This window comes from Vibrio sp. 2304, from assembly GCF_033339475.1.
GTDB lineage: Bacteria > Pseudomonadota > Gammaproteobacteria > Enterobacterales > Vibrionaceae > Vibrio > Vibrio alginolyticus.
In genome coordinates, this window is record NZ_JAWOUQ010000005.1 from 364,278 (window position 1) to 382,994 (window position 18,717).

22 protein-coding genes and 2 tRNA genes are annotated in these 18,717 nt (G+C 45.4%); 19 read left to right on the plus strand and 5 right to left on the minus strand.

Features of this window, described 5'->3' with window-relative positions; translation table 11 throughout:
• Positions 1-243: 243 nt before the first annotated feature.
• The 7 genes from R7P64_RS13045 to ruvX all read left to right on the plus strand — a co-directional run bounded on the left by R7P64_RS13045 (position 244) and on the right by ruvX (position 5,414).
• Positions 244-1,041 carry a DUF2189 domain-containing protein gene (locus R7P64_RS13045; protein ID WP_005381026.1) on the plus strand — a complete coding sequence of 266 codons (798 nt, stop codon included), beginning with the start codon at positions 244-246 and terminating at the stop codon, positions 1,039-1,041.
• A 68-nt stretch (positions 1,042-1,109) separates the two neighbouring features.
• Positions 1,110-1,607: a SprT family zinc-dependent metalloprotease gene (locus R7P64_RS13050; RefSeq protein ID WP_005381025.1), complete on the plus strand. Its 498-nt coding sequence runs from the start codon at positions 1,110-1,112 to the stop codon at positions 1,605-1,607.
• A gap of 150 nt (positions 1,608-1,757) precedes the next feature.
• The gene (gene endA, locus R7P64_RS13055) at positions 1,758-2,453 is read left to right on the plus strand and encodes a deoxyribonuclease I (RefSeq protein WP_005381023.1); all 696 of its coding nucleotides are present in this window, start codon (positions 1,758-1,760) and stop codon (positions 2,451-2,453) included.
• 113 nt (positions 2,454-2,566) lie between these two features.
• The gene (gene rsmE, locus R7P64_RS13060; protein ID WP_005381022.1) at positions 2,567-3,298 is read left to right on the plus strand and encodes a 16S rRNA (uracil(1498)-N(3))-methyltransferase; all 732 of its coding nucleotides are present in this window, start codon (positions 2,567-2,569) and stop codon (positions 3,296-3,298) included.
• A gap of 13 nt (positions 3,299-3,311) precedes the next feature.
• The gene (gene gshB, locus R7P64_RS13065; RefSeq protein WP_086047045.1) at positions 3,312-4,262 is read left to right on the plus strand and encodes a glutathione synthase; all 951 of its coding nucleotides are present in this window, start codon (positions 3,312-3,314) and stop codon (positions 4,260-4,262) included.
• A gap of 127 nt (positions 4,263-4,389) precedes the next feature.
• Entirely contained in the window at positions 4,390-4,953 is a 564-nt protein-coding gene (locus R7P64_RS13070) for a YqgE/AlgH family protein (RefSeq protein ID WP_005381020.1), read from the plus strand.
• 35 nt (positions 4,954-4,988) lie between these two features.
• Positions 4,989-5,414, plus strand: coding sequence for a Holliday junction resolvase RuvX (gene ruvX, locus R7P64_RS13075; RefSeq protein WP_053304143.1), 426 nt, complete (start codon positions 4,989-4,991; stop codon positions 5,412-5,414).
• A 61-nt stretch (positions 5,415-5,475) separates the two neighbouring features.
• Here ruvX and R7P64_RS13080 read toward each other — a convergent pair whose 3' ends face one another.
• On the minus strand, positions 5,476-6,582 hold the full coding sequence (locus R7P64_RS13080; RefSeq protein ID WP_005381016.1) for a PilT/PilU family type 4a pilus ATPase: 1,107 nt from the start codon (positions 6,580-6,582) through the stop codon (positions 5,476-5,478).
• Between the two features lie 30 nt (positions 6,583-6,612).
• Entirely contained in the window at positions 6,613-7,653 is a 1,041-nt protein-coding gene (locus tag R7P64_RS13085; RefSeq protein ID WP_005381015.1) for a type IV pilus twitching motility protein PilT, read from the minus strand.
• A gap of 28 nt (positions 7,654-7,681) precedes the next feature.
• Between R7P64_RS13085 and R7P64_RS13090 the strand changes: the two genes are divergently transcribed.
• From R7P64_RS13090 to hemW, 7 genes are all read left to right on the plus strand, one after another.
• Positions 7,682-8,383, plus strand: a complete 702-nt coding sequence (locus R7P64_RS13090; RefSeq protein WP_005384521.1) for a YggS family pyridoxal phosphate-dependent enzyme — start codon at positions 7,682-7,684, stop codon at positions 8,381-8,383.
• Positions 8,384-8,542: 159 nt separating this feature from the next.
• The gene (proC, locus tag R7P64_RS13095; RefSeq protein WP_005381013.1) at positions 8,543-9,361 is read left to right on the plus strand and encodes a pyrroline-5-carboxylate reductase; all 819 of its coding nucleotides are present in this window, start codon (positions 8,543-8,545) and stop codon (positions 9,359-9,361) included.
• Positions 9,362-9,413: 52 nt separating this feature from the next.
• Positions 9,414-9,971 (plus strand): YggT family protein, encoded by a 558-nt coding sequence (locus R7P64_RS13100; RefSeq protein ID WP_005381012.1) that lies wholly within the window; start codon positions 9,414-9,416, stop codon positions 9,969-9,971.
• Complete coding sequence (yggU, locus tag R7P64_RS13105) at positions 9,971-10,261, plus strand: DUF167 family protein YggU (RefSeq protein WP_005381011.1); 291 nt, start codon at positions 9,971-9,973, stop codon at positions 10,259-10,261. Before R7P64_RS13100 ends, yggU begins: the two co-directional genes overlap by 1 nt.
• A gap of 128 nt (positions 10,262-10,389) precedes the next feature.
• Positions 10,390-10,821: a DUF4426 domain-containing protein gene (locus R7P64_RS13110; RefSeq protein WP_005381010.1), complete on the plus strand. Its 432-nt coding sequence runs from the start codon at positions 10,390-10,392 to the stop codon at positions 10,819-10,821.
• A 118-nt stretch (positions 10,822-10,939) separates the two neighbouring features.
• Entirely contained in the window at positions 10,940-11,542 is a 603-nt protein-coding gene (locus R7P64_RS13115) for an XTP/dITP diphosphatase (protein WP_005381009.1), read from the plus strand.
• A gap of 18 nt (positions 11,543-11,560) precedes the next feature.
• Positions 11,561-12,739, plus strand: a complete 1,179-nt coding sequence (gene hemW, locus R7P64_RS13120) for a radical SAM family heme chaperone HemW (protein ID WP_104979712.1) — start codon at positions 11,561-11,563, stop codon at positions 12,737-12,739.
• A gap of 90 nt (positions 12,740-12,829) precedes the next feature.
• On the opposite strand, the gene glsB is transcribed toward hemW, so the two are convergent.
• From glsB to trmB, 3 genes are all read right to left on the minus strand, one after another.
• The gene (gene glsB, locus R7P64_RS13125) at positions 12,830-13,750 is read right to left on the minus strand and encodes a glutaminase B (RefSeq protein WP_005381007.1); all 921 of its coding nucleotides are present in this window, start codon (positions 13,748-13,750) and stop codon (positions 12,830-12,832) included.
• A 98-nt stretch (positions 13,751-13,848) separates the two neighbouring features.
• On the minus strand, positions 13,849-14,877 hold the full coding sequence (locus R7P64_RS13130) for a TRM11 family SAM-dependent methyltransferase (RefSeq protein ID WP_005384509.1): 1,029 nt from the start codon (positions 14,875-14,877) through the stop codon (positions 13,849-13,851).
• Between the two features lie 17 nt (positions 14,878-14,894).
• On the minus strand, positions 14,895-15,614 hold the full coding sequence (gene trmB / locus R7P64_RS13135) for a tRNA (guanosine(46)-N7)-methyltransferase TrmB (RefSeq protein ID WP_005384506.1): 720 nt from the start codon (positions 15,612-15,614) through the stop codon (positions 14,895-14,897).
• Between the two features lie 203 nt (positions 15,615-15,817).
• On the opposite strand from trmB, the gene mutY reads away from it, so the two are divergent.
• From mutY to R7P64_RS13160, 5 genes are all read left to right on the plus strand, one after another.
• Positions 15,818-16,894 (plus strand): A/G-specific adenine glycosylase, encoded by a 1,077-nt coding sequence (gene mutY, locus R7P64_RS13140; RefSeq protein WP_005381004.1) that lies wholly within the window; start codon positions 15,818-15,820, stop codon positions 16,892-16,894.
• Positions 16,895-16,913: 19 nt separating this feature from the next.
• A complete protein-coding gene (locus R7P64_RS13145) occupies positions 16,914-17,186 on the plus strand; it encodes an oxidative damage protection protein (RefSeq protein WP_005381002.1) in 273 nt (90 codons plus the stop codon).
• A 77-nt stretch (positions 17,187-17,263) separates the two neighbouring features.
• Entirely contained in the window at positions 17,264-18,403 is a 1,140-nt protein-coding gene (gene mltC / locus R7P64_RS13150) for a membrane-bound lytic murein transglycosylase MltC (RefSeq protein WP_005381001.1), read from the plus strand.
• A 100-nt stretch (positions 18,404-18,503) separates the two neighbouring features.
• Positions 18,504-18,579 (plus strand) — tRNA-Phe (locus R7P64_RS13155).
• 66 nt (positions 18,580-18,645) lie between these two features.
• A tRNA-Thr gene (locus tag R7P64_RS13160) sits at positions 18,646-18,717 on the plus strand.

Sequence of the window (18,717 nt, forward strand, 5' to 3'; positions counted from 1 at the left end):
GTAAATTATCCCATCTCCGCCAATAGTTAAAATATTGTTAACTCCAATTTAAATAGAGACGTCGGATGCTGGCGACTGTGGAAGCACACTTAAGTAAAGACATGAGTCAGGCATCTTTATGGCCGATACCAAACTAAGCCAATGCTCAGATGTAAACTTGAAAAAGTCGCTTCAAGTTTGACTGAACAAAACCGCTGTCAGTTGGTATAAGCGGATAATGTGGGAATAAATCAAGGAGGAGTTATGCCTCGAACTGTTAATCCATCGGACTTCCACAACAAGCGAAAGGAAGTGCCAGACAACGAATACGCCAGAACCATACCGTGCAATACGGTCAATCTTTCTGCACCTTTTCATTGGCTCGCATTAGGTCTGCATGATTTCGTGCGAATGCCACTTATTAGTGCTTTCTATGGCATCTGTTTTATGGCAGCTGCGATAGGCATTGTTTTGCTCGTACAGTGGCAAGGCACACACTTAGTCGTCATGCCCAGTTTGATTGTTTACATGTTAATTGGTCCGTTTCTCGCGCTGGGCTTGTATGATGCCAGTTGGGAGAGAGAGCGCGGACACAAAGCAAGCTTGTTCCATTCAATGAAAGCGATCGGTCGTAACTCAACATCTCAATGGGCGTTCGCCGTGTTACTCGCAGTGTGTATGATATTTTGGATGCGCATTGCCGCTCTACTTCATGCACTCTACCCTTCTGTTCAAGGGGCACCTTTAAGTGAGTTCCTACCCTTCCTTGTCATCGGCTCTTTAGTTGGCTTTGTTTTGGCTTGTGTGGTGTTTAGCATTTCAGCCTTTTCTATTCCGCTCATGATGGAGCGTCGCGTAGACATGATGACCGCTGTATTTACCAGCTTTAATGCCGTGAAATCCAACATTCCAGCAATGATTGTTTGGGCAGCGATCATCTGCGGCGGTATTCTTATCGGCTTTGCGACCTACGGGATCGGAATGTTGTTTACCATGCCAATTCTAGGCTACGGTACATGGCACGCTTACCATGCCACCATCAAGAAAAAACACACACCATAATTAACTGATGCTATGATCTGGCCCTCGCAAATGCGGGGGCTTTTTTATTTAATTTATCGAGGTGAATTGTGGATATAGAACTCAGCTATAAAGCCAAGCAAGTGATGGCGGGCTGTATCGCGATGGCGGAACAAGCTTTCAAACGTTCTTTCCCGATTCCAACAATCACCTTCGACGTCCGTGGGAAAGCGGCAGGAAAAGCCTACCTTCAATTAAATCAAGTACGCCTAAACCCTGTTTTATTTCGCGAAAACACCCAAGCATTCTTAGATGAAGTCATTCCTCATGAAGTAGCACACCTGATTACTTATCAGGTTTACGGGCGAGTAAGGCCTCACGGTAAAGAATGGAAAGGCGTCATGGAAGCCGTATTTAACGTACCAGCCAAAACCACTCACAGCTTTGAAGTAAAATCCGTTCAAGGTAAAACCTTTGAGTATCGTTGTGGTTGTATGACCTACCCTCTATCGATTCGCCGTCATAATAAAGTGCTGCGCAAAGAGGCGACGTACTCTTGTCAAAAATGTCGCCAACCACTTAACTTCACCGGCATTCAATTATCGTAGCCCTTACCTCATAGTGTTACTTGCGTTCCCAAAATAAAAATCGAGTTGATCAAAACCTTCCCTTCGCCACTTATTGTTAACTTGCTCATCACTAAAGCTATTTTATGCGTGTTATCATGAATAAAGTCATACTTTATAAAGACTTTTATCATGAAATACTTACTCTCTCTGTTGCTTATCGCGCTTTCTAGCACTGCGATTGCCGCGCCACCGAGCTCATTCTCTGCTGCCAAACGTGAGGCGGTCAAAATTTATCAAGACCATCCAACAAGCTTCTACTGTGGCTGTAACATTCAATGGCAAGGCAAGAAAGGCTTACCCGATTTAGCCTCTTGCGGCTACCAAGTCCGTAAACAAGAAAAACGGGCTGCACGAATCGAATGGGAGCACGTTGTTCCTGCGTGGCAATTTGGCCACCAGCGTCAATGCTGGCAAGATGGCGGACGTAAAAACTGTAAGAAAAAAGACGAAACTTTTCGTTTGATGGAAGCAGACTTGCACAACCTAACTCCTGCTATTGGTGAAGTAAACGGTGACCGTTCGAACTACAACTTCAGCCAATGGAACGGTATGGATGGCGTAAGTTATGGTCGCTGTGAGATGCAAGTGAACTTTAAGCAGCGTAAAGTCATGCCACCAGACCGTGCGCGTGGCTCAATTGCTCGCACCTATCTATACATGAGCAAAGAGTACGGTTTCAAACTGTCGAAGCAGCAAACGCAATTAATGAGTGCTTGGAACAAAACCTATCCTGTCGATAAATGGGAATGTGAGCGTGACGAGCGCATTGCAAAAGTACAGGGCAATCACAACCCATTTGTTCAAGAAGCCTGCCGCGCACTGTAACCTCCGACCTCGAAGCGTTTCAATTACTGATATTGAAACGCTTCTTGCCCCTTGTTTTTTCGGTGCAAAGCATCCATGTTAGGGTTTAAGTTTATTCTCTTGCTGGAAATCTCATGCGTACCCCTCGAATTTATCATCCAGAAACCATTCATCAACTTGGCTCACTTGCTTTAAGTGACGACGCAGCAGGCCATATCGGTCGTGTTTTGCGCATGAAAGAAGGCCAAGACGTTCTCCTTTTTGACGGCAGTGGCGCAGAGTTCCCAGCGGTTATCAGTGACGTCAGCAAGAAATCAGTTTTGGTTAACATCACCGAGCGCTTAGAAAACAATATTGAATCCCCTCTAGATCTGCACCTTGGTCAAGTCATTTCACGTGGCGATAAGATGGAGTTCACCATCCAAAAGTCTGTTGAACTTGGCGTCAATACCATCACTCCTCTGATTTCTGAACGTTGTGGCGTCAAGCTTGACCAAAAGCGTTTTGAGAAAAAACTCGCGCAATGGCAGAAAATCGCCATCAGTGCCTGTGAGCAATGTGGGCGTAATGTCGTGCCCGAAATTCGTCCAATTATGAGCTTGGAAGAGTGGTGTAAAGAAGAGTACGATGGTTTAAAGCTTAACCTTCACCCTCGTGCTAAATACTCAATCAACACTTTGCCAACCCCGGTTGAAAAAGTGCGCCTACTGATCGGTCCTGAAGGCGGTTTATCGTCTGAAGAAATCGAGATGACTCGAGAATACCAATTTGAAGAAACGCTACTCGGCCCTCGCGTTCTGCGTACCGAAACAGCGGCTCTGACAGCAATTACAGCCTTACAAGTTCGTTTCGGCGATCTTGGTTAAACGGAGAAAAATAATGATCAAACTCGGTATCGTAATGGACCCAATCTCGTCCATTAACATCAAAAAAGACTCTAGCTTTGCCATGATGCTTGAAGCGCAACGACGCGGCTATGAAATCCACTACATGGAAATGAATGATCTGCATCTCGATCAAGGCGTTGCCATTGCAGATACTAAAGTGGTAGAACTAAAAGAAGATCCAAACGATTGGTACGAGTTCAAATCAGAGCAAACTATCGAACTGTCTGAGCTAGACGCGGTGCTAATGCGTAAAGATCCTCCGTTTGATACTGAATACATCTACGCGACTTACATCCTTGAGCGTGCAGAAGAACAAGGTGCACTGATCGTTAACAAGCCTCAAAGCTTACGTGATTGTAACGAAAAGCTGTTTACAGCATGGTTCCCAGAGCTGACACCTACAACGATCGTGACGCGAAAAGCAGAGAAAATTAAAGAATTTCGTGAAAAACATGGTGATGTCATCCTGAAACCGCTTGATGGTATGGGTGGCGCGTCCATCTTCCGTGTAAAAGAAAACGATCCAAACGTCTCTGTAATCATCGAGACATTGACTAACCACGGTCAAAACTACGCAATGGCACAAACCTTCGTGCCAGACATCAGCAACGGTGACAAACGTATCCTAGTGGTAGATGGCGAACCTATGCCTTACTGTCTAGCACGCATTCCTGCTAAAGGCGAAACGCGCGGCAACCTAGCCGCTGGTGGTACTGGTGAAGCTCGTCCGCTAAGCGAAACCGACCTCAAAATTGCGCAAACCGTTGCCCCGACACTGAAAGAAAAAGGCCTTATCTTTGTTGGCCTTGACGTAATTGGCGACAAGCTAACAGAAATCAACGTCACCAGCCCAACCTGTATTCGCGAAATTGAAGCAGCTTTTGATATCTCAATCACAGGCAAGCTGATGGATGCGATTGAGCGTCGAGTAAAAGGCGAATAACTCAAACTGTATTACAGTTAATAGAGAGCGTAGTACATTAACTTAAGCAAACTCATGCACATACCTAGATGTAAATTGTATGATGTTTGCTTAAGGGCATTTACGAGAGTTAAGGGTCAGTATGAGTATGAATCTCACAAATCACTTTTTGGTTGCCATGCCTGGGATGAAAGATCCGTACTTTCAAAACAGCGTGATCTACGTTTGTGAGCACAACGAAGACGGCGCTATGGGGCTGATGATCAATGCTCCTGTTGATATCACCGTCGGCAACATGCTCAAGCAGGTGGAAGTTCAGCCAGTACACCCGCGCCTATTTGAAGCCAGTCTAGATAGACCAGTCTACAATGGCGGCCCAATCTCGGAAGATCGTGGTTTTATTTTGCATAAACCCAAAGATTACTACGAGTCCAGCGTCCAAATGACCGATGACCTCGCGGTAACCACTTCGCGTGATATTCTGTCGGTGTTAGGAACAGAAGCAGAACCAAGTGATTACTTAGTGGCACTTGGCTACTCCGGTTGGAGTGCAGGCCAATTAGAAAGTGAGCTGGTCGAAAACTCTTGGCTCACCATTGAAGCGACGCCTGAAATTATCTTTAATACACCAATCAACGAGCGTTGGAAGAAAGCGGTCGAAAAGCTGGGCATCGACCCAAGTCACCTTTCAGCAGACTCTGGACATGCTTAGTCCAAATATACAGTTACATTAGATAGAGACACCTTATGTCACGCACAATTATGGCTTTTGACTTTGGAACCAAAAGCATTGGTAGCGCTATTGGCCAAGAAATTACTGGTACAGCTTCCCCATTAAAAGCCTTTAAAGCCAATGACGGTATTCCAAACTGGGACGATATCGAAAAGCAAATCAAAGAGTGGCAACCAGATTTGCTAGTGGTCGGTTTACCGACCGATCTGCATGGTAAAGACCTTGAGACCATAACCCCTCGTGCACGAAAATTTGCTAAGCGTCTGCAAGGCCGATACGGATTGCCTGTTGAACTGCATGATGAGCGTTTATCTACTGCAGAAGCTCGTGCGGAGTTGTTCAGCATGGGCGGCTATAAAGCCCTATCGAAAGGTAATGTTGACTGCCAGTCAGCAGTGGTGATTCTAGAAAGCTGGTTTGAAGCCCTTTGGGATGAGTAAACACTTCAAGCACAATGAAAAAAGGTTGGCTCCTGCCAACCTTTTTTGTTTCTGGATTGGATTAATCCATATCGATCTTAACGTTCGCCAAACTGCCCGTAGAGAATGCTTCACCACGCTGCGTTTTCAACATCAAGCGCAGATCATTTGCCGAGTCGGCACTATGTAGTGCATCCTCTTCGCTGATCTTACCTTGCATCACTAACTTATAGAGAGATTGATCGAACGTCAGCATACCAAACTCATTTGAGCGAGCCATGGTTGACTTCAACTCATGTAAATCTCCGCGACGAATCAAATCCGACACACGTGGGCTATTTAGCAAGATCTCAAATACACCATGACGTCCCTGCCCATTTTTATCTCGGATCAACTGCTGACCAACCACGCCTTTTAGGTTCATCGACAAATCGAACAAGAATTGTTCTTTTTGATCTTTCGGTACCAAGTGAAGAATGCGCTCTAATGCTTGGTTGGCATTATTGGCGTGCAACGTTGCCATACACAGGTGACCCGTTTCGGCGAAGGTCATCGCGTATTCCATTGTTTCACGGCTACGGATCTCACCAATCAAAATCATATCTGGTGCTTGGCGCAGCGAGTTTTTAAGCGCAACTTCATAGCTTTCCGTATCTAACCCAACTTCGCGTTGAGTCACGATACAGCGCTTGTGTTCATGCACGAATTCGATCGGATCTTCGACCGTCAAAATGTGCCCGGTTTTATTGCTGTTTCGATAGCCTGTCATCGCCGCCATGGTGGTCGATTTACCCGATCCAGTAGCACCGACCACCAGCACCAAACCACGCTTAGCTATTGCCAAATCTTGCAACACTAACGGTAACTTTAACTGCTCAAAAGTAGGAATATTAGTTTCAATACGACGAATCACTGCGCCTGGTAACTCGCGTTGAAAAAAGGCACTCACACGGAAGCGGCCACAATCTCTCACAATGGCAAAATTCGACTCGCGACTTTTACGAAATTCCTGACGCCGATCTGGTTCCATAGCGCTATCGAGTAATGCAGCCACATCACTCTCGGTGAGTTTTTCCCCTTGCGGACGCAATTCGCCATCCACACGAAATAGAATTGGCGCTCCAACCGTGATGTAAAGATCCGACGCTTTCAGCGCCAGCATGCCTTCGAGAAATTTATCTAGATCCATCTTCCGTATTCACCATTATCTGTATGAACGTTACGAGAATTGCTGCACTTCTAATCCGATCTTACTATCGACCTCTTCACGAGCAACCATGCCTTGCGCCATTAACTGACGAGCATTTTGCTCCATGGTTTGCATGCCGTGAGCCGCACCTGTTTGAATGATCGAATACATCTGCGCGACTTTGTCTTCGCGGATCAAGTTACGAATCGCAGGCGTTGCCATCATAATTTCATGGCATGCAATACGGCCACCACCATTACGCTTCAGAAGCTTTTGCGCGATAACCGAACGAAGAGACTCAGATAGCATCGAGCGGACCATATCTTTATCACTACCAGGAAATACATCGATAATACGGTCAATGGTTTTTGCCGCCGAGCTGGTGTGCAACGTCCCGAAAACTAAGTGACCCGTTTCTGCCGCCGTTAAGGCAAGGCTGATGGTTTCTTTATCACGCATCTCACCAACCAGAATAACGTCTGGGTCTTCGCGCAATGCACTACGCAAAGCATTTTGGAAACTATGGGTGTCACGGTGAACTTCACGCTGGTTGATCAAACATTTATTGTTGTTGTGAACAAATTCAATCGGATCTTCAATTGTGAGTACGTGCTTGTTGTGATTACGGTTAATGTAGTCAACAATGGCTGCTAAGGTCGTCGATTTACCTGAACCTGTTGGGCCAGTGACCAGAACTAAGCCTTTTTCAGCGTTCGCAATTTTTTTGAAGATCTCTGGCGCTTCTAGCTCTTCCAGAGTTGGAATGCTACTTGGAATGGTACGGAATACTGCCGCACAACCGCGAGATTGGTTGAAAGCGTTGACACGGAAACGGCCAACGTTATGCAACTCAAAAGAGAAATCGACTTCGAGTTTTTCTTCGAACTCACTGCGTTGGGCATCGTTCATGATTTCGAAAACCAAACGATGCACTTCTTGGTGTGTAAACGCTGGAATGCCTAGTTTTCTCACATCCCCATCAATACGAACCATTGGTGGGACACCTGCAGAAAGATGTAGATCCGAGGCATTATGTTTTACACTAAAATCCAGTAACTCAGTGATATCCATTTAAAATCCTTAAGTCTAAAGTACAGCTATGAGTAGTATTCAACAAAATATTGAACATATCACCTCTCAAATTCGATATGACGAGCAAAAATGTGGTCGAACTCCAGAGTCAGTGCAACTTCTAGCGGTAAGCAAAACTAAACCTGTCGAGGCAATTCTCGAAGCCTACCAAGCGGGACAAACCGCCTTTGGTGAAAACTACGTCCAAGAGGGCGTCAGTAAAGTTCAGCACTTTGCCGAGCATTATCCAGATAATCGAATCGAATGGCACTTCATTGGCCCGATTCAGTCGAATAAATCGCGACTTGTTGCCGAACATTTCGATTGGGTTCACACCATCGATCGAACCAAGATTGCTCAACGCCTGAATGATCAGCGTCCAAGCGAACTTAAACCGCTACAAGTTCTGATTCAGGTTAACACCAGTGGTGAGGCATCTAAGTCTGGTGTCACTGAAGCGGAAGTATTCGAGCTGGCGGAGTTGATTTCTCGCCTACCCAACCTCACTTTAAGAGGGTTGATGTCGATTCCTGCCAACGTGTCTGACTACGAATCACAACTCCGTGAATTTCAGAAGTTGGCTACGTTGAAGCAAACACTAGAAGCACAGTTCCCAGAAATCGATACATTATCAATGGGAATGAGTGGTGATATGACCGCTGCAATCGAAGCTGGTAGTACAATGGTTCGTATTGGAACCGCTATTTTCGGCGCACGAGACTACAGCTAAATCAACTAAACGCTCACTCGCGACATAAGTTATGTCGTCAATCGTTAGAGCGTAAATGCGCAATCATCTTACTCGCCAATAGGAGCAGTAAGTAACAGCGGCGCCATTATACACCTTAGCGCACAACAAATTCTAAATATCATGATGGAAATCAGACAAATGGAACATAAAAAAATCGCCTTCATTGGTGCTGGCAACATGGTGAGAGCCATTGTTTCCGGCTTGGTTGCTAACGGATACCCAGCGCAAAACATTACCGCGACGGCTCCTTCAGAGGCTCGTCGCCTTCTGCTAGAACAAGATTTTGGCATCCGTACCACCAGCGATAACATCCAAGCTGCGACCGAGGCGGATGTGGTGGTATTGTCTGTGAAACCGCAAATGATGGCGGATGTCTGTAAACCACTGCAATCGATCGATTTCACTAATAAACTGGTGATTTCTATTGCCGCAGGCATCAACTGTTCTCGATTGGATGATATGCTAGCCACCAAATTGAACTTGGTTCGTGTTATGCCAAATACGCCATCGCAACTTGGGTTGGGTATGAGTGGATTATTCGCACCAACTCATGTAACCGAGCACGACAAAGCTTTTGCCGCAGAGTTAATGGAAGCGGTCGGTAAAGTATGCTGGGTTGAGCAAGAGTCTGGCATCAATAATGTGATTGCCGCTGCGGGCAGTGCTCCAGCATACTTCTTCCTGTTTATGGAAGCGATGCAAGCAGAAGCGATTGCGCAAGGCTTTGATAAAGAGACCGCTAGACTATTGGTTCAGCAAGCTGCACTGGGCGCGGCCAGTATGGTGGTTAGCAACCCAGAAACTGAGCTATCAACCCTGCGTGAGAACGTAACTTCGAAAGGTGGGACAACGGCAGAAGCACTGCGTACATTCAACGAACATCAACTTTCAGATATTGTCGCTAAAGCCATGCAAGCTGCTGTGGCTCGCGCGGAAGAAATGGAAAAACTGTTTTAATTATTTGGATGAACTCCGTTTAGTATCATCCATCACTTGTTAAGGGTACCTTATGAATTCAATGAGTTTTCTCATCTCAACCCTATTTGACCTGTACATCATGGTCGTAATTTTGCGAATTTGGTTGCAAGCTGCGCGCGCAGACTTCTACAACCCATTCTCGCAATTTATAGTAAAAGCGACTCAGCCGGTCATTGGTCCATTGCGCCGCGTTATCCCTTCCGTGGGGAATATTGACCTAGCAACCGTGTTGTTTGCCTACGTGTTGTGTGTGCTTAAATTTGTCGTGCTTATCCTAATAGCTTCGAACGGTTCCGTCTCTTTCAGCGCTGACTTCTTATTCTTGGGCTTATTATCATTAATCAAAGCCGCAGGTGGCCTATTGTTCTGGGTACTATTGATCCGTGCAATTTTGAGCTGGGTAAGCCAAGGCCGCAGCCCTATCGAGTACGTATTCCATCAACTGACCGAGCCAATGTGCGCTCCAATCCGTCGTATTCTTCCGGCTATTGGTGGTCTTGATTTAAGCGTACTGGTGTTATTTATCGGCTTGCAGTTCGCGAACTTCTTAATGGGCGATATCATTGGTCCAATTTGGTTCCAGCTATAATGTCAGCTGCAGTTTGGCAAGATGGTGAGGACATCATCCTGAAGCTCTATATTCAACCTAAAGCTAGCCGCGATAAAATCGTTGGCTTGCATGGTGAAGAGCTAAAAATCGCCATTACTGCTCCACCTGTCGATGGCAAAGCTAATGCACACCTAACTAAGTTCTTAGCCAAGCAGTTTAAAATCGCTAAGGGCTTGGTTCACATAGAAAAAGGTGAATTAGGACGGCACAAACAAATTCGGATAGAATCGCCTACCCAGATACCGACAGAAATTAAAGCCATCATATGATGGCTTTTTATTTACGATTTTGTACCACACTTACTAATACCAACGACTGAGTACGCATTTTTTACCCCCTGACCAAGGTAAAATTGCAGCTATGGTTGTTTTATAACAAGTGCTTTGAGGAAGTAACAATGAGCAAATGGATTACCGCATTACTGATTAGCCTGTTGTCGTTACCAAGCTTCGCCGATCAGTTTAAAAATATGAAAGATATCGAAGTCCACTATGTCGCGTTTAACTCAACATTCCTAACACCCAAAGTCGCACGTAGCTACGATATCAAACGTAATGGATACCTCGCTGTGGTTAATATTAGCGTGTTAGATAGAGCTTCATTGGGTAAGCCAGCATTAGAAGCAAAAATTGCTGGACGCGCGAAGAACCTTATCGGCCAAACTCAGACCTTGACCTTTCGGGAAGTCAAAGAAGGCAATGCGATATACTATTTAGCCGAACTGCCAATTACCCACGAAGAAACTTTTACTTTCGATATTGACGTAAAAGCTGGAAACAAAGGCTCAGGTAAGCTTAAATTCACCCAGAAGTTTTATGTTGAAGAGTAATTGGGTTGTGATGTTCCAAAAGCTTTTGGATCTAAGCAGGCTAAAAACCACTTATTAGTTAAAGAATATCTAGAGGAGAACGATTTGTTCTCCTCTATCACTATTAAAAGAGATTCCCATGAAAAAAATTGTGCTAGCAACTGGTAACCAAGGCAAAGTTCGTGAAATGGCAGATTTGTTGTCTGACTTCGGCTTTGAAGTATTAGCGCAAAGTGAATTCAATGTATCGGAAGTAGCTGAAACGGGTACAACTTTCATTGAAAACGCAATCATTAAAGCTCGCCATGCCGCACAAGAAACAGGGCTTCCTGCGATTGCAGATGACTCTGGCTTAGAAGTCGATTTCTTAAAAGGCGCTCCGGGCATTTACTCTGCACGTTACGCAGGCGAGAGCGCATCTGATCAAGAGAATCTAGAAAAATTGCTAGCGGCAATGGAAGGCGTACCAGAAGCAGAGCGTACAGCACGTTTCCACTGCGTATTAGTCCTCATGCGTCACGAGAACGACCCAACGCCTATCGTCTGTCACGGTAAATGGGAAGGCCGAATTCTAACTGAAGCACACGGTGAAAATGGCTTTGGCTACGACCCTATCTTCTTTGTTCCTGAAGACAACTGTGCGTCAGCCGAACTTGAACCTGCACGTAAGAAACAACTGTCTCACCGCGGTAAAGCGCTCAAGTCGTTGTTTGCTCAACTGTCTGAGCAAGTGTCTCAGTAATCACGAGCGAATTAGACCATGTTAACGCCCCCAGCACTCAGCTTGTATGTACACATCCCTTGGTGTGTGCAAAAGTGCCCGTATTGCGACTTTAACTCTCACGCGCTCAAAACCGAGATTCCAGAAGAAGAGTACATCAGTGCCCTTTTAGAAGATTTGGATACCGACATTGAGAAATACCGACTTAACGAAGCGCCACGTCCACTGCATTCAATCTTCATTGGTGGTGGTACGCCGAGTTTGATTTCGGCAGAAGGCATCGAGCATCTACTTAAGGGCATTGAAGCGCGTATTCCGTTCAAGCCTGAAATCGAAATCACCATGGAAGCGAATCCAGGCACCATCGAAGCAGAGCGTTTTGTTGGCTACCGCAAAGCTGGTGTAACGCGTATCTCTATCGGCGTACAAAGCTTTGAGCAGCAGAAGCTTGAGCGTTTGGGGCGCATTCACGGCCAAGACGAAGCCGTCAATGCTGCTAAGCTGGCGCACCAAATCGGTTTGAACAGCTTTAACCTCGATCTCATGCACGGCTTACCTGATCAAAGCATCGAACAAGCCTTGGCAGATTTGGACAAAGCGATTGAGTTGGCACCGCCGCACTTGTCTTGGTATCAGCTGACCATCGAACCAAACACCATGTTCTACTACAAGCCACCAACGCTACCTGACGATGATGACTTGTGGGATATTTTCGAGCTCGGACACCAAAAACTTGCAGCCGCGGGTTATGTGCAATATGAAATCTCCGGTTACAGTAAGCCGGGCTATCAGTGTCAGCACAACCTCAACTACTGGCGCTTTGGTGATTACCTTGGTATCGGTTGTGGCTCTCATGGCAAACTCAGTTTTACCGACGGACGTATTATTCGAACGACAAAGGTAAAACACCCGCGAGGCTATTTAGCGGCTTATCAAAATATGGTCAAACCTTATCTGCATACGGAACATGTCGTCGCGGATGAAGATCGTCCATTCGAGTTCTTTATGAACCGATTCCGCTTAATTGAAGCCTGTCCGAAGCAAGATTACGTGGACACCACGGGCTTACCGCTTAGTACGATTCAAGAAACCATCAACTGGGCGATAGAAATGGGCTACCTGAGTGAAACGCCTACCCACTGGCAAATTACTGAAAAAGGGAAGCTCTTCCTTAATGATTTGCTCGAAGCCTTTATGGCCGAAGAAAGCGAAGAGTAACGCAACCCAAAAACAAAAAAAGCCTCTCAATTGAGAGGCTTTTTATTTAGAAACTGTGCCGTCCTAAATAAGGTTGACACATTTCTAACATTAGAAAATTGAACGGCCAATTCGCTCTGAGAGCAGCTCAAGCGCCTTAGTACCCGCAAGCGAGTTACCTGAAGGATCAAGCTCTGGAGACCATACTGAAATGGTCATTTCACCAGGTACTACCGCGATAATGCCACCACCAACACCAGACTTACCAGGCATACCAACGCGATAAGCAAACTCGCCCGCGCCATCATACAAGCCACACGTTGCTAACAGTGCATTAAGTTGTTTGGTTTGCACAGGAGAAACTACAGGCTTACCCGTTTGTACCGATGTGCCCTTGTTTGCTAAATAGCTAAACGTTTTAGCCAAATCGACGCAACTCATCTTCAGCGCACAAGCGTGGAAGTAGTTTTGTAGTACTGGAATCACTTCATTTTCGAAGTTGCCAAACGAACGCATGAGATATGCAATCGCCGCATTACGATCACCATGCATCATTTCGGATGCCGCAACGACTTTGTCATACACAATATGGGTATCACCAGAAAGCTGACGCACAAATTCCAACAGGCGCTGACGAGGTGCAGATAAGCGAGTTTGTAACAAATCTGCCACTACTATCGCTCCAGCATTTATAAATGGATTACGAGGAATACCTTGCTCCATTTCTAGCTGGATTAGCGAATTAAATGCCTGCCCCGAAGGCTCTTTTCCCACTCGAGACCAAATTTCTTCTTGCTTGTACAAGCACATCGCTAACGTCAAGCTCAATGCTTTTGAAATAGATTGGATAGAGAAAGGTTCATCGGCATCACCCGCCTTAATAACCTCACCTTCGTTGGTGTATACCGCAATACCTAACTTGTTGCTGGGTACTTTTGCCAGAGCAGGAATGTAATCAGCCACTTTACCTTGGCCGATTAAAGGGCGTACTTCCGCCAAAATATCTGTCAAAATTTCCACTGTCGGTTTCATTCTCTACCTTCTATTTACAAGAGAACTCGTTGAGCTCAGAGGTAAAAAAAGCCAACGTGTCGTTGGCTTTTCCATAGGGTTCGTTCGACTCAAGTCGATTATGGTTTTACTGCCACAATAATATTGCGGTTGATAGATTGATCAACACGGTGAAGATAACCGATGTAAGGCTCTTCTGAAAGTACCTTCCAACCTTGCTCTTCAAATAATGCCGCGACATCTTTCCATTTCAATGTGAATTCATTGAAAGACAACACCACTGAACCTTGCTTTTTCAATACCACTTTCCATGCAGGCAGAGCCTCTTTTAAAAGCTCTAGTGGACTACGGTTCAGTTTGCTGTCCTTGGCATTTTTGCTGCCGTGCTGCACGCCATAAGGCAGATCAGACACCATCACATCAACTGAGTTCTTTTTCACGACTTGATCAGCGATACGAGTATCAGCCGAATACAGCTTCATAAACTGAAGATTGCCTTGGTTGTAATCTTCTTTATTTGCTGCAGCTTCAACCACGAAACCATCCGCCACTTTCTTGCCACCCGCAGTGCGCTTTTCTTTGCTCACTTTGTGCTTAAAGCGGCCATTCTTCATGAACTTAACAATAAAGGTCTGGATCTCTTGCACCCACTTGGCGTTGATCTCAACCCCTACCACGTTCAAACCGTGGATCAAGCCTTCAAATAAGGTTGTACCTTTACCACACATTGGATCCATTAAGGTCAGTTGTTCACTTCCCGTATTGGACGCACTAATGCCGATATTCACCATCAAACGGGTAAACTGCTCATTTGTTTTCCCGGTGTAGCGCAAAATCTGGCTCATGCTTTCCGGGAAAGTGTTAAATACGGGCGCTTGAACTGGTCGAAGTAAACCATCTTCGCGCACTTCAAATAGCGCATAGTAAATCGAAGAGGCTGCGATTCTTCGCGCCTGCTCATCGGTTAGCGCTTCCTGACAAGAAAACACCAACGCAGCAGGTAAGCCAACGTCTTTACTACCAATTTCTGTCACATCCACGCCTTGTGAAGCTAAAATTGCTTTTAGTTCAGAACAGGCAATGGTCATTGCGCTATCAAAGTAAATTCGGTTATGACCCGGATTCGCTAATATCGCGTAATGGTACATCCCATGAACTCCTCTGGTTACGCAATACGCTTATATTTGATATCCCAAACACCGTGACCAAGACGGTGACCACGAGCTTCAAACTTCGTTAGCGGGCGATCGTCTGGACGAGGAACGAAATCACCATCTTTAGCAATGTTTTCGAAACCTGGCGCTTGGTTCATCACTTCAATCATGTGCTCTGCGTAGTTTTCCCAGTCGGTCGCCATGTGGAAAATACCTTCATTAGGGATAAGCTTCTCACGCACCATTTCCGCAAAACCTAATTGAACAATACGACGCTTGTGGTGACGCTTCTTATGCCAAGGGTCTGGGAAGAACAATTGCAGTGTCGATAAGCTGCCATTTGGGATCATGTGTTCGAATACTTCTACCGCATCGTGACACATTACACGCAGGTTAGTAATTCCCGCTTCGCGAGCATCGGCAAGACAAGCACCAACGCCTGGGCTATGAACTTCGATACCGATGAAGTTTTTCTCTGGCGCGTTCTTTGCCATTTCAACCAATGAAGCACCCATACCAAAACCGATCTCAAGCACTACTGGGTTATCGTTGCCAAACACCTCTTTCCAATCGAGAAGTTCAGCTTTGAAGTCAATACCCATCGTAGGCCAGCATTCATTCATCGCGCTCTCTTGACCTTTAGTCAAACGCCCTTCACGGCGTACAAAGCTGCGGATTTTGCGGATCAGCTTTCCGTCTTCGTTGTATTCGTTAGTGGTTACTTCACTCATTGATTTTGCCTGCACATTGATTAATCAAAGCGGGGATTATCCAAAGAATTTACTTAGGTGCAAGTATTTGTTGAGCTCTTGGTCTATGGCAACCCAAAAGCAACGACACACCTCTTTATATCCCTACTGTTTATCCGTTGTACTTCTTGCCCATTATGTGGTGCAATTTTGCACCTAACCAATAATAGAATACAGAGCAAGTCGTGACACCTTTCGCCAGTGCCATCCTAGAATGGTATGACGCATATGGAAGAAAAGATCTTCCGTGGCAACAAAATAAGACCGCATACAGTGTCTGGTTGTCTGAAATTATGCTTCAGCAAACTCAGGTCACTACGGTTATTCCGTATTACCAACGTTTTTTGGAGCGCTTTCCAACCGTGATCGATCTTGCCAATGCTGAGCAAGATGAAGTCCTACACCTTTGGACTGGCTTAGGGTATTACGCCCGAGCCCGTAACCTTCACAAAGCAGCACAAGAGGTCGCCTCTACATACAATGGTGAGTTTCCTCTTGATATAGAGAAAATGAACGCCCTACCGGGGATTGGTCGCTCTACTGCTGCCGCCATTTTATCGTCTGTGTATAAACAACCACACGCGATTCTTGATGGTAACGTGAAGCGCACCCTATCCCGCTGTTTCGCAGTCGAAGGATGGCCAGGACAAAAAAAGGTTGAAAACCAGCTGTGGGAAATTGCCGAAACGCATACCCCACAAACGGATGTAGATAAGTATAACCAGGCAATGATGGACATGGGCGCAATGGTCTGCACTCGCAGCAAACCCAAATGTAGCCTCTGCCCTGTTGCTGATCTGTGTGTGGCAAAGCAACAAGGTAATGTGCTCGACTACCCGGGCAAAAAACCGAAGAAAGATAAGCCAATCAAGCAAACTCGTTTCGTGATGCTTCACCACAACACCGAAAATGGTCATGAGGTGTGGTTGGAGCAAAGACCACAAACAGGCATTTGGGGTGGCTTATTCTGCTTCCCACAAACCGAACATGTGGATGCAGAAAGCGACATTGAATTGCTACTGGATCAACGCGGCATTCAAGCCAGCAATATCAAACAGAAGCAAACACTGATTACCTTTCGTCATACATTCAGCCATTACCACCTAGATATCACGCCAATTTTGATTGATTTATCAAAGCAACCGGACGTGATAATGGAAGGCAACAAAGGTCTTTGGTATAACTTATCTAAACCTGAAGAAGTCGGTTTAGCCGCGCCAGTAAAACTATTGCTGGAAACGCTACCCCACGAACTTCGTTAATTGAATACAAGGAGTCATTATGAGCCGCACTGTATTTTGTGCTCGACTAAAGAAAGAAGGCGAAGGTCTAGACTTTCAACTTTACCCTGGTGAACTAGGTAAACGCATTTTCGACAACATCTCGAAAGAAGCGTGGGCTCAGTGGCAACACAAACAAACCATGTTGATCAACGAGAAGAAACTCAACATGATGGATCCAGAACACCGCAAACTGATCGAAACAGAAATGGTAAACTTCCTCTTTGAAGGAAAAGACGTTCATATCGAAGGTTACACACCGCCGAGCGAATAAAGTCGCTTGAGTTAAACAATGACATCACAACCATTTGTGGTGTCATTTTTCTATTACCTTCAATAACTCTGATACTTATGAAAAAAATTGTCTTTATCGCTGCCGCACTTTTAATGGCAGGCTGTAGCCGTGAATTCGTCGAAAAGATTTATGACGTCAACTACGAGCCAACAAACCGTTTTGCCAATAACTTAGCTGAGCTACCAGGACAATTTGAAAAAGATACTGCGGCGCTAGATGCCTTAATCAATAGCTTTTCAGGCAATATTCAAAAGCGCTGGGGTAAAAAAGAGATCAAGTACGCTGGCAAGAGTAATTACGTTAAGTACATCGATAACTACCTTAGCCGCGCCGAGGTCGACTTTCGCAAAGGCGTGATCACGATAGAGACCGTATCACCGACCGAGCCCCAAAAACACCTAAAAGACGCGATTGTCACCACCTTATTAACACCAGACGATCCCGCGCACGTCGACTTATTCTCCTCTAAAGGTATCACGTTAGAGGGGCAACCATTCCTGTATAAACAAGTTGTCGACCAAGACAATAAGCCAATTCAATGGTCTTGGCGGGCAAACCGATTTGCGGAATACCTCATCGCAAATAAAATAAAAACCAAAAATGTAGATTTCAAGAAAGCGTATTACGTCGAAATTCCCATGGTTGAAGACCACTTTTCAACTCGCAGCTACCAATACGCCGATATCGTGCGTCGAGCTTCCAAGAAATACGACATTCCAGAAGACTTGATATACGCCATTATTAAAACCGAGAGCAGCTTCAACCCATACGCGGTAAGTTGGGCAAATGCGTATGGCCTAATGCAAGTTGTACCTAAAACAGCGGGACGAGATGTGTTCAAACTCGTGAAAAAGCGCTCGGGCCAACCAAGCCCTGAATATTTGTTTAATCCAGAAAACAACATAGATACCGGTACTGCGTATTTCTATATCTTAAAAAATCGTTATTTAAGAGAAGTCCGCCACCCTACCTCTCTCGAGTACAGCATGATTTCAGCTTACAATGGCGGTACTGGAGGAGTTTTAAACACATTTCATCGCAGTGATCGCAAACGCGCAATGCAAGATCTTAATTCATTGCAACCCAACCAAGTTTATTGGGCGTTAACCAAGAAACACCCGAACGCAGAAGCGCGTCGCTACCTAGAAAAAGTTACAAATTTCAAAAAGGAATTTAACTCGAAGCAAACTTTGTAGTGACAGTTGAATAAAAAGCGTTCGAACAACCACTTTTTTGAAATTATTTAAAAAAAGTGGTTGACGCAACGCGGGAAAATCCGTTTAATAGCGCTCCGTTGCCCGGATAGCTCAGTCGGTAGAGCAGAGGATTGAAAATCCTCGTGTCGGTGGTTCGATTCCGCCTCCGGGCACCACAATTTGATTTGTTGGTGTCTTAACGAAATGTTATAACACGGACAAAAGCACAAAGAATAAAGTGTGCCGACTTAGCTCAGTAGGTAGAGCAACTGACTTGTAATCAGTAGGTCACCAGTTCGATTCCGGTAGTCGGC

Coding starts and splice junctions, on each gene's coding strand:
- R7P64_RS13045 (WP_005381026.1), top strand. CDS start 244: ATGCCTCGAACTGTTAATCCATCGGACTTCCACAACAAGCGAAAGGAA.
- endA (WP_005381023.1), top strand. CDS start 1,758: ATGAAATACTTACTCTCTCTGTTGCTTATCGCGCTTTCTAGCACTGCG.
- rsmE (WP_005381022.1), top strand. CDS start 2,567: ATGCGTACCCCTCGAATTTATCATCCAGAAACCATTCATCAACTTGGC.
- gshB (WP_086047045.1), top strand. CDS start 3,312: ATGATCAAACTCGGTATCGTAATGGACCCAATCTCGTCCATTAACATC.
- R7P64_RS13070 (WP_005381020.1), top strand. CDS start 4,390: ATGAATCTCACAAATCACTTTTTGGTTGCCATGCCTGGGATGAAAGAT.
- ruvX (WP_053304143.1), top strand. CDS start 4,989: ATGTCACGCACAATTATGGCTTTTGACTTTGGAACCAAAAGCATTGGT.
- R7P64_RS13080 (WP_005381016.1), bottom strand. CDS start 6,582: ATGGATCTAGATAAATTTCTCGAAGGCATGCTGGCGCTGAAAGCGTCG.
- R7P64_RS13085 (WP_005381015.1), bottom strand. CDS start 7,653: ATGGATATCACTGAGTTACTGGATTTTAGTGTAAAACATAATGCCTCG.
- R7P64_RS13090 (WP_005384521.1), top strand. CDS start 7,682: ATGAGTAGTATTCAACAAAATATTGAACATATCACCTCTCAAATTCGA.
- proC (WP_005381013.1), top strand. CDS start 8,543: ATGGAACATAAAAAAATCGCCTTCATTGGTGCTGGCAACATGGTGAGA.
- R7P64_RS13100 (WP_005381012.1), top strand. CDS start 9,414: ATGAATTCAATGAGTTTTCTCATCTCAACCCTATTTGACCTGTACATC.
- yggU (WP_005381011.1), top strand. CDS start 9,971: ATGTCAGCTGCAGTTTGGCAAGATGGTGAGGACATCATCCTGAAGCTC.
- R7P64_RS13110 (WP_005381010.1), top strand. CDS start 10,390: ATGAGCAAATGGATTACCGCATTACTGATTAGCCTGTTGTCGTTACCA.
- R7P64_RS13115 (WP_005381009.1), top strand. CDS start 10,940: ATGAAAAAAATTGTGCTAGCAACTGGTAACCAAGGCAAAGTTCGTGAA.
- hemW (WP_104979712.1), top strand. CDS start 11,561: ATGTTAACGCCCCCAGCACTCAGCTTGTATGTACACATCCCTTGGTGT.
- glsB (WP_005381007.1), bottom strand. CDS start 13,750: ATGAAACCGACAGTGGAAATTTTGACAGATATTTTGGCGGAAGTACGC.
- R7P64_RS13130 (WP_005384509.1), bottom strand. CDS start 14,877: ATGTACCATTACGCGATATTAGCGAATCCGGGTCATAACCGAATTTAC.
- trmB (WP_005384506.1), bottom strand. CDS start 15,614: ATGAGTGAAGTAACCACTAACGAATACAACGAAGACGGAAAGCTGATC.
- R7P64_RS13145 (WP_005381002.1), top strand. CDS start 16,914: ATGAGCCGCACTGTATTTTGTGCTCGACTAAAGAAAGAAGGCGAAGGT.
- mltC (WP_005381001.1), top strand. CDS start 17,264: ATGAAAAAAATTGTCTTTATCGCTGCCGCACTTTTAATGGCAGGCTGT.